This window comes from Ancylomarina sp. YFZ004 (assembly GCF_054254355.1).
This window is the reverse complement of record NZ_JBTCHQ010000015.1, coordinates 23125-34375: the sequence shown is the minus strand read 5'-3', so window position 1 is coordinate 34375 and position 11251 is coordinate 23125. Positions and strand designations below refer to the sequence as shown.

Sequence of the window (11251 nt, the reverse complement as noted above, 5' to 3'; positions counted from 1 at the left end):
TTAACAATTCACGACTATAGTCAAAATAATTTCTCACTGATAATGCACGAGAATAAATCTTTACTTATACTAGAGAGTGCCTCTTTGTCTTTTTCCTGATACTCAGACATAGCAAAAATGCCATTATCTATTTCGTTGGCTATATAGGCATTAAACCAGGGTTTGTTTTTATTAGGAATGCCTTCCTTTTTTATCCGAGAAAGTGCCTTATCTTCATCATCATTCTTTTTGGTAAGGAGTTCATAGCCCTGTTTTGGAAGGAAAGGGATTACCCTTTCGTGTCCTGAGCAAAAACTACGAACTAAGGATTGAAGGGTAGCATCAGCCAGTTCTGCACTCATCATAGTAGACGAAAACACAATTGGCTCCTCACAATAAGAAGCCATAAAAACAGTATCTATACCCCTATTGTCTGCCATTAGAGCTAAATGTTTAATCCAAGCCTCAACCAAGTACTTCTCACGGCTTGAGATTTTAGAAACATTAACACATAAATGTCTACCTCCATATATATGATCAATATGAGCTGAAAATTGCATTGCCCCCACATATTCATTGTTCCAGGATAAATCTATAGATAAACCATCTTCCTCCTCTTCACAAGTCGCTATTTTCCATTGATTGCGAAGTTCATCAATTTCATTACGAGCCGTATTCATACATATGCCTCCCATATTAGCCAAAGGGAGATAGCCTGTTTTTTTCCCTTTACTCACATAAGCATCCACCTTTGCATCCAGAGTTTTCAGCAAATCCATTTTGACTTGATATTGTTGAAGATTATCAAGTTCGAACAGCTCTGTTTCAGCCAAAAGCACATCGTCTTCATTATAATAAATACGTAATACTTTATTGTAGTAATATTGAATAGGGTTTTTGCAAAAACGAATCAAATCCTTCATTTGTATTTGACTCAAATCGATCTTCTCCTCAGCGCCATTTTGTTTTGATTCCAATGCTTTCTCTTCTTCATTCCAACGGCTCAAATAAGAATAAAATTTAGGATCCTTTGAATTGTACTTTTTACTGAATGAATGCATAGGGTGCTTGGTTAAAAGCATCGCTTTTGCATTAGAATTCCCCAACTGGATGTAGGATAAAAGTTCGTCGACCAATAAGGACGGTGCTTGCTCTGAATTATTCTTCACACTGTTGCCAATATAACTGAGATATAGAAATTTCCGAGCAGAAAGAATACTTTCAAGAAATAAATACCTGTCGTTAGCCTTCATATTTCGATCACCAGTCCTTTTTTGGAAACTCATTAAATCGAAGCCTCTATCCTTGCTTTTTCTTGGGAGTTTGTCCGAATCCAGCCCCAACAATGCTACGATCTTAAATGGGATACTTCGCATAGGGATCATAGAACAAAAGCTCAGCTTCCCATTCACGAAACCACCCTTTCTGTTTTCGGAAAACAAATCAAGATTAAACGAACGATAAAAAACTGAAAAATCAATCTCTTCATTAACCACATCATCCAAATGATCTAAACCATTCAAATGATTTATGATGTACTTATACTCTTCATTACTATCTTCGTCGAATACAATTAATGCCTCCAGAACCTCATTCAAAACATACTCTTTCCATTCGTTAAGCGTTTTGGCATCCTTGCGTTTGTCAACCATAATAATCAGCTGATCAACAAAAGCTTTTAAGCGCAGCATTTCGTAGGCTTCGCTACCTTCAAATGTATCCAAAGGAAATAAGCTATCATCGTAGGATTGATACTCAGCTCCTCCTTTTATAGCATAAGCTAAAAGCATCCTATGCAATCCATACTGCCAGCTTACAAAACGAGTATCATCCTCTTGTCTACCGTCAATGCCCAAATGGATGTTGGCATCCCGAATTAGATCACGAACAAAATCCAGGTTGCTTATGCCAAATTTATTTCTCACAAAATGAGAATCCAGCAGTTGAACAATTGTTTCGGAGGTGAAATCATCTACATTTAAGCTCAATAGCTTATCTAAAATCCCAACTATAGAGTCTTCCGTTTTGTATGACTGATCGGAAATTGAATAAGGAATATACACAGCAGCTTTATCGAATACTGCTTTGATATAAGGGGCGTATTTTTCAACATCAGTAAGTTGTACCACAACATCGCAAGGCTTAATTGTTGAATCTTTTTCAAAAACATGCAAAAGGTAATTGTATAAACTCTCTAGCTCACGAACTGGCGTAAAAGAAGATGCCACACAAATAGATTCATCAACTAAATCACGATCTTCTATTCGATTACGCTCACTCCTGCTATTGCAATAAATATCATTCTGGATTTTTCCTAAAAGCGTATTAGGCCTTGGCATTTCGGTTTTGCTAACATCCAATGCAATACTTTCATTCGGCATCAGTAAGGAAAAAGAATCTTTTCCTAATGCATTATAACTGTCAAACAGCTCGTTATCAATAAGTGTTACATTATCCGTTTTTTTATACCAATGGCTTCCAGGGGAAGGGTTTACCACATAAAAGCTAATATCAATAATTTGCCCTAAGGCATTATAAATATCCATATGGTAATTGGAAATAACTGATAAGCCAAAAAAGGATATCTGAGAGAATTCGTCTTTTATTGTTTTCTGAAAATCGAAATCCTTAAGTTTTTCTAACAACAGATTTTTCAAATCCACTCTATCTAAGCCCAGATTAAGATATGTCATCTTCAAATCTCTCCAAAGGTAAGATTGCCATGCCTCATGCTTAGAAAATCCATTATCATCATTAGCATCGCCTATGACAGACTCTCCCTCATTCCATATTTCTATATAGTCTGGCCTGTATATCATATATTGATCGAAAACATCAGCCACTTCAGTTGCTAATTGAAAACGCTTGAGCTTGTCTTCCTTATAATATTTAGAAACCAAAGGAAAGCTCTGTATAAATTCCTTTTTCCCAAGAAGAGAAAAAATCATCCATCTTAAATTTTGTTTGCCGTAGCGACCATCAACCCATAAATCAGCCAACTTAAAAATGCGATTAATAAAAGCACCTGGATTTTCGAAACTATGATTGGCAAAAATCCCATTGTTTTTTGCGACCTCTATAGCCAACCAGGTTCCCATCCCTTCGGTCTGAGTCATTACCAAATTAGTCGCAAATACATTTGTATTAGTACGAATCTGTTCGCTAAACTTATTTGCCAAATTCTCCAATAAATTGGAGCTGTATATCAATATGCTCATCCTACTATCTTATTGAATTCTTTCTATTATTCCCGATGCTCTCTCTACTTTTCTCAGTGCAGCACTGTCAATCACAGCTTTATCACCAAATATGACAACTTCCTTTTTACCACGTGTAATACCTGTATATAAAAGCTCACGAGTTAAAATGGCTAGGTTTTCGTCATTTGGTAAAATGACCGCAACGGATGTAAATTCAGATCCCTGACTTTTATGAATAGTCATTGCGAACACAGTTTCGTATGCAGAAATGAAACCTGGTAAGACTTGTTTAACACTTCCGTCAACAGATTCGAACCAAGCTTTAAACACACCTTTATCATCCTTTCGGATAATACCAACATCCCCATTAAAAAGACCTAGAGCATAATCATTTCTCTTTATTATAATCGGTTGATTTTCGTAAAAACCATTTTGTGGATTTAGTAAATCTTTCTTTTTTAGGAATTCGGTAATGAGCATATTATAATGATTAACACCATACTTCCCTTCATGAACTGTACATAGAAATCGTACATCATTTAATTTTTGTAAAGCTTTCTTAATAACCTTCTCCTCGATATATGACTTGTATTTAATCATAAACTCATCCAATAAGGATGAATTATCATCTCCCACCACTTTTACATACTCGCCTTTACATTGCTCACTATCCTTATAATCTTTATCGGAGATATGACCTTGTATTAGCGCTTTACTAAACAAGCCAATACCTTCAGTACTCTTAAAACGATGACTCCTTTTTAACTCGATAATGTGTTCAGAAAGTAAATGCGACATTGGTAATGAAGAGATAAAGTCAGTTTGGATTTTAAGCTTATCCTGTGCAATAAAAGCATTGATAAACTGTGCATTGCTTTCAGAAAACACATTCATATTATCTCCTAATGATAAACAAATATCACCAAACACACTTCCTGCATCAACCGATGCCAATTGATTTTTATCGCCAAGGAAAATGAGTCTTGCTGATGTAGAAATTGAGGTCATCAACTTGGCCATCATAGGTGCAGAAATCATTGACGATTCATCAATAATTATGACATCATATTCCAAGGTATTATCGGCGTTGTGTTTGAAATAAGGAGAGTTCTTTTTATAACCTAGCAATCGGTGTATGGTTTTGGCTTCCATATCATCAAATAAGGATTTTACTTCCTCCGAAAGTCCCGCAAGAGAATCCTTAGCGTGGCTCAATGATTCTTTCATTCGTGCAGCAGCTTTACCTGTAGGAGCTGCTAAAGCCACCTTTAACATAGGACAATCGCTATACAAAATGGCAAGAATTTTAGCAACAGTAGTCGTCTTCCCTGTTCCTGGGCCACCAGTAATAATCGAAAGTTTTTTAATGATTGCTGTTAATGCAGCGACTAGTTGCCAATTTACACTTTCTGCAGATGGTAAATTACCGGTATCATCCGACGATTCAAAAAGAGTGTGTATCAAGTCGGTCTGATGACTTAGTATATTCTCAGACAAATCCAATGTTGTAGATTCCTGCTCTACAAAATTCTTTATCTGTTGAATAATCTCAGTTTCATATTCAAAATAGCGATGTAAATAAACCTTCCCTTCATTTACTACGAGAGGGCATATAACATCAAGCGAAGAAGTGATAAAAGAATCTTTAATAATTTCAGCTATATCAAATGAATCACCCTGTTTCAGAAAAGGGTTCATCTCTAACAATTCAGACTCTTCTTTACCAAAAATCAGGTGATTATATTTTTCTATATCTAAACAAATATGGCCTTCACTTAATTTCTGCGAGACAGCATAAGCAAGTGCTTTGCTTATATTACTATTAAAATAATCAGCAAAAATCTTATGTACATCAATATTTTGTTTCATATGCTTATATACTTCAAATAACAAGTCCAAACAGTAAATATATGTTCAGATTTGATGATTAAAACACACATAAAATGCTTCTATATCTCACTCTATGAGCTTTACAAAATACTAATTTATAACAATACAAATTGCTGTCAAATCTGCCAAGTTTAAGAGTAAATCACAAACGTCTGTTTATCTTAAGCTTAACAAGCTTAAATATATCAAGAAACAAAATTAGGTCGACACTATGCCAAAAGGTGGCGTAAGAAAAAATAAGCTTAATATTTAATAAGTCTGAAATAATATATGACCCAGATTGACCTACTCTTATTCAAATTCTACTCAATACTGGAAGTGGAAAATAATAGAAATACCAAAATCAATAATTATTGGAATATTGATCTTATATGAGAGAACTCCAAAGAAATCTGATCAAAAGAAAAGCCCCATTCTAATAGATAGAACAGGGCTTTTTTATATGTGATTCGTGTTTGATTTCTTGGAAGTTATTTTCCGATACAGAATTTACTGAAAATATTACCAAGCACTTCATCTGAAGATATATCCCCAGTGATCTCACCCAAAAAGTGAAGGCACTCGCGAATATCCTGAGCCAGGAAATCGGTTGGGATCATGTTTATTAATCCATCGTTCACTCGTGTGATGCTGCCTAAAGCAGAGTTTAAGGCTTCGAAATGGCGAGCATTGGTCACAATCACATCCTGTTCGTTTAGGGTGTCCATATTCACCACTTTCAAGAGTTCAGTGGCTAATTCATCGGTATTTTCTAGTTCTTTGGCTGAGATAAACATCAGCTTATCTTCTTCCTTCAAGCCAATAAGTTGTTTGCTCAGTGCTTCAGTATCCTTGCACAGGTCAATCTTATTCAGGCAAACAATCAGTTTCTGCTGATCGCGATCGATAGTATCGTTGACTTTAGCAATAGATTCATTCAGCATATCAACAGGACGGTTGGCATCGATCAAAAGCATCACGATTTGAGCTTGACGCATCTTCTGGAATGTGCGCTCTATACCCATATTCTCAATCTTATCGAGGGTGGTTCTGATACCAGCTGTATCGATAAATCGGAAGGTCACGCCACCCAGGTTGATGGTATCCTCAATCACGTCGCGTGTGGTTCCCTCTATATCCGAAACAATGGCCTTATCTTCTTTTAAGAGAGCATTCAGCAGGGTTGATTTCCCCACATTGGTATTTCCCACGATTGCAACAGGTACCCCGTTTTTGATGGCATTACCCAACTCAAAAGAATTCACCAACTTACTGATAATAGTCTCTATTTCTGTCACCAAAGCTTGTAACTGTGTTCTATCCGCAAATTCCACATCTTCTTCACCAAAGTCAAGCTCCAGCTCTATCATAGAAATGAAGTGTAACAAGCGTCCACGTAGGTTAGCAATCTCATTAGAGAAGCCACCACGCATTTGCTGTAAAGCTACTTTATGAGCCGATGCCGAACTGGAAGCAATCAAATCGGCCACAGCTTCGGCCTGAGAAAGGTCCATCTTCCCATTTAAAAAGGCACGCTGGGTATATTCACCCGGTTTAGCCATTCGGGCACCAGCCTTCAACAAAACCTGTAAAATACGTTGCTGTATATAGGGTGCACCATGACAGGCTATTTCGGCACTGTTCTCGCCCGTATAGGAAAATGGCGCTTTAAAAACCGTTACCAAAACCTCATCCACAATCTCTTCCCCATCCATCAGGTTACCGAAATGAACAGTATTGGCCTTTTGTTCGCTAAGAAGTTTATTGGTTTTCGATTGGAATATCTGGTCACAAATTGTTAATGCCTTTTCACCCGAAAGTCGGATAATGGCAATGGCACCATGTCCTGCAGCTGTAGAAACGGCACATATAGTTGATTGATCGATCATGTTCAATTAATAATTAGTAATGAACAATTAATAAATAATGTCATCTCATTGTTCAATATTAGAGCATACAAAGATAGGTGAGAATTTAGGAATTATGAATTATGAATCAGGAATTATGAGTTAGGAATAATGAATTAAGAATTATCGTACCCATCGCAATTGGTTTTCAAGCCTGATAAACACAAGAAGAAATTAAAGAACTGCTACGAATAAGGAGCTACTTTTACACATTTTTCGACTTTTCCTCTACCTTTGTTTTCAGTTTATGAATTAGATATAAGAATAGGAATGAAGAATATGACAGGCCGTTGGTCGTTTAACGAGGATTTTGGTTTTGGGAAAGATGAAGGCTTTGCTGAATTCACACAAGAAGGCGAAAAGATTACAGGCGTTTTAGTTTACACAGAAAGAATCGAAGACGAAACACCATTTCGTGTGCAACAAGAGGTCGAAGGTACTTTTGATGGTCAGCAATTAAAGATTACAGGTACAGCTGTTGAAATATTAGATGCTGAAGAAGAAATCGAGTACCACCTGGATTGCTGGGAAGGCAGCATGAATGAAAAAAAACAGATTGTGGGTCACTCTTACGACGATCATGAATGTTTTGGTGTCTTTGTGATGGATAAAATTCAAGCTTAAAGGTAAAAAAGGATAAAGGTTAAAGGAAATAAAGGGTATTAAGGCTGAATGAAACAAAGTCCCCGGGGATGAATGCCCAATAACAAGCGAAAACCAATTCAGAATTAGAAATTATGAGTTATGAATGACAAATAAGTGATAACAATCAACAAGCCAGGATGAAAGATTCATTCCGATGTTTGGGGCAGCAATCCCCAAACGGCGGGAGCCGAATTAGGTGCTTTACTTTCCCTGAAAATTTATCAAAAAAAGTTTCAATCATTAAACACTACTTCACAAGCACTTACCTCCACAAAGCCCATAAACATTGAATTTATTGCAATTTATTTTCCAAAAACATTTGGAGCTTATATAAAAACACACCATCTTTGCACAGCAATCAGGAAAAACGCGGATGTGGCGTAATTGGTAGCCGCGCTAGACTTAGGATCTAGTGCTGAAAGGCGTGGGGGTTCGAGTCCCTTCATCCGCACAAAAAGGATCAATACGAAAGTGTTGATCCTTTTTTTATGCTCATTATTCTGGTGTTGAGAGCCTAGATATTCTTATTGCGACAACCAGATTCTCATCTTAACGATTGAAGCTCAATTCTTTCCTTCTAGACTATCAATAAACATTGGTTTCTCTTTACTTTTTATTCATAAAAAGCTTGCAGTTTATATAAAAACACACCATCTTTGCACCGCAATTAGGAGAAACGCGGATGTGGCGTAATTGGTAGCCGCGCTAGACTTAGGATCTAGTGCCGAGAGGCGTGGGGGTTCGAGTCCCTTCATCCGCACAAAGAGGATCAATACGAAAGTGTTGATCCTTTTTTTTATGCCCTTCATTTTTGTTCGCGAAGAATTTTTACTCTCAGTTAATACGGATCACCGGTAAAAGTTGGGTCTAATTCTATAATGATTCTAATTAGGCAAATGTTTTTGTTTATCGGCACAAGAAAATGTCAATTTTTACAACTCCTTTCAGAGAGAATCAAGAGAGATTTCTGGGTATAGATGAATAATCTTTATTTGTTGGAATAGGAAGAATTTCATTTTGGTCTGATCTTTGAAAATTTGTTTCGTAGCAAAATCAGATTCATAATACAAACCATTTTTCTCTTTATTTACTTTTCCTTGATGAAAAGTAACAAAAATCAATGGCTCCGGCACTCAGTGACCCATTACGGTTTAAAGACTAAACAGACTGAACTCGTTCGTGCCTCACCCAGACAGCATTCTGTTTTTAACGCCTTTTTCACCTATGGGGCCCCACTTGCGCTGCCGAGGCCAGGATTAAAAATCCAACTCATAATCTTAATCATATGTACTAAAATGTTTTGGGCGGGCTTTGTCAGCCTGCCGTGAGGCGTGTCACAGTTTCTCCAACAAAGCGAAGACAAGGATCAGGCTGACTTGATTTTTGATTCGCGAATATAATTTCTGGTGCTCATGTTCCCTCCGGGGGAGCTTACTTTTTTATCTAAGAAAAAAGTAAGAGCCCAGCGGCTCTAGCGAAAAAATTAAAAGATAATTCTAACATATAATTAATGCACTTAAACCCAACTTTTGTAACTGATCCATTTGAATTCATGAGCAACAACAAAAGTATAGCATAAACCTTATGAATTAATATCATTTTTCTACTTTTAGCCTCCAACTAACACCAGCCACATGAAAAAGGAAGTTCTCATAATAGAAGATGATCTAAGTTTACAGAAAATCATTTCAGATTATCTGAATTCAATCGGTTTTTCATGCTATAGCACAGATTCACTTGTTGAGGGCAAACAATTATTTGAGAAAAAATTATACCCTATTGTCCTACTTGATCTTAACTTACCAGATGGTGATGGACTTGACTACATTCCTTTTATAAAGTCAATTTGGGATAAAACAGGAGTTATTGTTATTTCTGCACGTGACAAACTGGAAGATCGTGTTGACGGTTTAAATCTTGGTGCTGATGACTATCTGGTTAAACCCTTCCACTTATCAGAATTGAATGCTCGTATAAATGCTTTACTAAGACGCAATTTCAATTCTGAAAATAAGATTCTAAAGTTTAATGGGATTGAAATTGATACTCACACAAATTTGGTGAAAATCAACAACATCCCAGTAGAATTTAGTCGAAAGGAATTTGATCTTCTTCTCTATTTTTTTGAAAATAACGAAAAAGTATTGACCAAAGAAAGTCTCTATGAACATGTTTGGGGTGAAAACTCTGTATTCATGGGAAATACAGATTTCATCTATACACATATCAATCGACTTAGGAAAAAGATAAAAACACATACGGGACAGAATTACATTAAAACGGTTCATGGTTTCGGTTATAAATTTGAATCCAAATGAAACTCCTAACAAAAATAAATAGAAGTTATCTGAAATACGGATTCTTCTTATTCATCCTTGCAAACATCATCATTAGCTCTATTCTATCTCATTTTGAAAAAATTAACACCGATATTGAACTTAGATATGGTGCCATGGAGATTAGTAAGGTTATTAAAAACCACGGGGACTTTCCTAACATTCCTCCAACATATCAGGTTACAATAATAGATACCGATAAGATTGTAGAAGGTACTCTTAAAGATACAATCCTATTCGATCCGGAAGATAGAGAAATGGATGTGTTTAGAGAATATAGCTATTCTCAAATAATAAATGAAACGAATTACCTCATCACCCATCGTCAATTTGCAGAAACTTTTTTAGAAGTCTTTTTTGAAATTACGCCCGTTGTATCCATTGTACTTCTTTTGATATTCCTTGGCTTTATATTCTTTAGTCGAGCTATTAGTTATAAGTTGTGGCAAACTTTTAACGAGAATATTGAACAAATTAAAGGCTTCTCATTCACATCATCAGATAAATTACATCTCAAAACAACTGGTATTGACGAACTTGATGATCTCAATCATGTTCTTACAAAAATGGCTGATCGCCTAAATCAGGATTATCAGGCTTCTAAGGAATTTTCAGCCAATGCAGCTCATGAGTTTCAAACGCCGCTTGCAATCATTCAGAATAAATGTGAAAATCTATTTTCCGATTCAGAACTGAAGCCTAAAACCATTGAATCTATCAGAGAAATTTACATATCGACTGATCGTTTATCAGGCATTACGAAGGCATTGCTCCTTCTAGCAAAAATTGATCATGGCTTATTCCAAGACAAGAAACTCATATCAATTAATGAAGTACTTAAAGATTGGCTATTATCATTTGATGAAATTATTGAGGATAATAAAATTATTATCTCAATTTCAGAGAATGTTAACCTAAAAACTCACATAGATAAAAGATTAGCCAATCTTCTAATTCAAAACCTGTTGACCAATGCCATTAAGAATTCTCCGGAGAATAAAAAAATTGAAATTCTAATAGATGAAGGGCATTTTAGCATTTCAAACTATGGCGAAAAAACTATTAATCAACCTGAAAAATTATTCGACCGTTTTTATAAAGAATCCCAATTAAATTCGTCCTCTGGAATCGGACTTGCGATTGTAAAAAAGATCATTGATTACTCTGATTTTTCAATTCACTATTCTTTTAACAATTTTAATCACATTTTTACAGTCAAGCTTATATATTGTTAGATTTTTGTTAGAATTTTATGCTTTCTTTGAATTCTTATTTTTACTAGCCCAAACTCAAGATTTTACACCCTTATGGATTT

6 protein-coding genes and 2 tRNA genes are annotated in these 11251 nt (G+C 35.8%); 5 read left to right on the top strand and 3 right to left on the bottom strand.

All coding sequences use genetic code 11. From position 1 onward, the window contains the following. Positions 1–20: 20 nt before the first annotated feature. The 3 genes from ACXR6G_RS18160 to mnmE all read right to left on the bottom strand — a co-directional run bounded on the left by ACXR6G_RS18160 (position 21) and on the right by mnmE (position 6937). The gene (locus ACXR6G_RS18160) at positions 21–3197 is read right to left on the bottom strand and encodes an exodeoxyribonuclease V subunit gamma (protein WP_458362874.1); all 3177 of its coding nucleotides are present in this window, start codon (positions 3195–3197) and stop codon (positions 21–23) included. Positions 3198–3206: 9 nt separating this feature from the next. Beyond that, a complete protein-coding gene (gene recD, locus ACXR6G_RS18155; RefSeq protein WP_458362873.1) occupies positions 3207–5048 on the bottom strand; it encodes an exodeoxyribonuclease V subunit alpha in 1842 nt (613 codons plus the stop codon). A gap of 491 nt (positions 5049–5539) precedes the next feature. Continuing rightward, positions 5540–6937: a tRNA uridine-5-carboxymethylaminomethyl(34) synthesis GTPase MnmE gene (gene mnmE / locus ACXR6G_RS18150; RefSeq protein ID WP_458362872.1), complete on the bottom strand. Its 1398-nt coding sequence runs from the start codon at positions 6935–6937 to the stop codon at positions 5540–5542. A 288-nt stretch (positions 6938–7225) separates the two neighbouring features. Between mnmE and ACXR6G_RS18145 the strand changes: the two genes are divergently transcribed. The 5 genes from ACXR6G_RS18145 to ACXR6G_RS18125 all read left to right on the top strand — a co-directional run bounded on the left by ACXR6G_RS18145 (position 7226) and on the right by ACXR6G_RS18125 (position 11171). Beyond that, entirely contained in the window at positions 7226–7579 is a 354-nt protein-coding gene (locus ACXR6G_RS18145) for a hypothetical protein (protein ID WP_458362871.1), read from the top strand. Positions 7580–7969: 390 nt separating this feature from the next. After that, positions 7970–8051, top strand: a tRNA-Leu gene (locus tag ACXR6G_RS18140). 227 nt (positions 8052–8278) lie between these two features. Then, a tRNA-Leu gene (locus ACXR6G_RS18135) sits at positions 8279–8360 on the top strand. Positions 8361–9234: 874 nt separating this feature from the next. Further along, positions 9235–9918 (top strand): response regulator transcription factor, encoded by a 684-nt coding sequence (locus ACXR6G_RS18130; protein WP_458362870.1) that lies wholly within the window; start codon positions 9235–9237, stop codon positions 9916–9918. Further along, entirely contained in the window at positions 9915–11171 is a 1257-nt protein-coding gene (locus tag ACXR6G_RS18125) for a sensor histidine kinase (protein ID WP_458362869.1), read from the top strand. Before ACXR6G_RS18130 ends, ACXR6G_RS18125 begins: the two co-directional genes overlap by 4 nt. The last annotated feature ends 80 nt before the right edge of the window (positions 11172–11251 follow it).

Excerpts from the sequence above, each read along its gene's own strand:
- ACXR6G_RS18130 (WP_458362870.1), top strand. The coding sequence starts at position 9,235 with ATGAAAAAGGAAGTTCTCATAATAGAAGATGATCTAAGTTTACAGAAA.
- ACXR6G_RS18125 (WP_458362869.1), top strand. The coding sequence starts at position 9,915 with ATGAAACTCCTAACAAAAATAAATAGAAGTTATCTGAAATACGGATTC.
- ACXR6G_RS18145 (WP_458362871.1), top strand. The coding sequence starts at position 7,226 with ATGAAGAATATGACAGGCCGTTGGTCGTTTAACGAGGATTTTGGTTTT.
- mnmE (WP_458362872.1), bottom strand. The coding sequence starts at position 6,937 with ATGATCGATCAATCAACTATATGTGCCGTTTCTACAGCTGCAGGACAT.
- recD (WP_458362873.1), bottom strand. The coding sequence starts at position 5,048 with ATGAAACAAAATATTGATGTACATAAGATTTTTGCTGATTATTTTAAT.
- ACXR6G_RS18160 (WP_458362874.1), bottom strand. The coding sequence starts at position 3,197 with ATGAGCATATTGATATACAGCTCCAATTTATTGGAGAATTTGGCAAAT.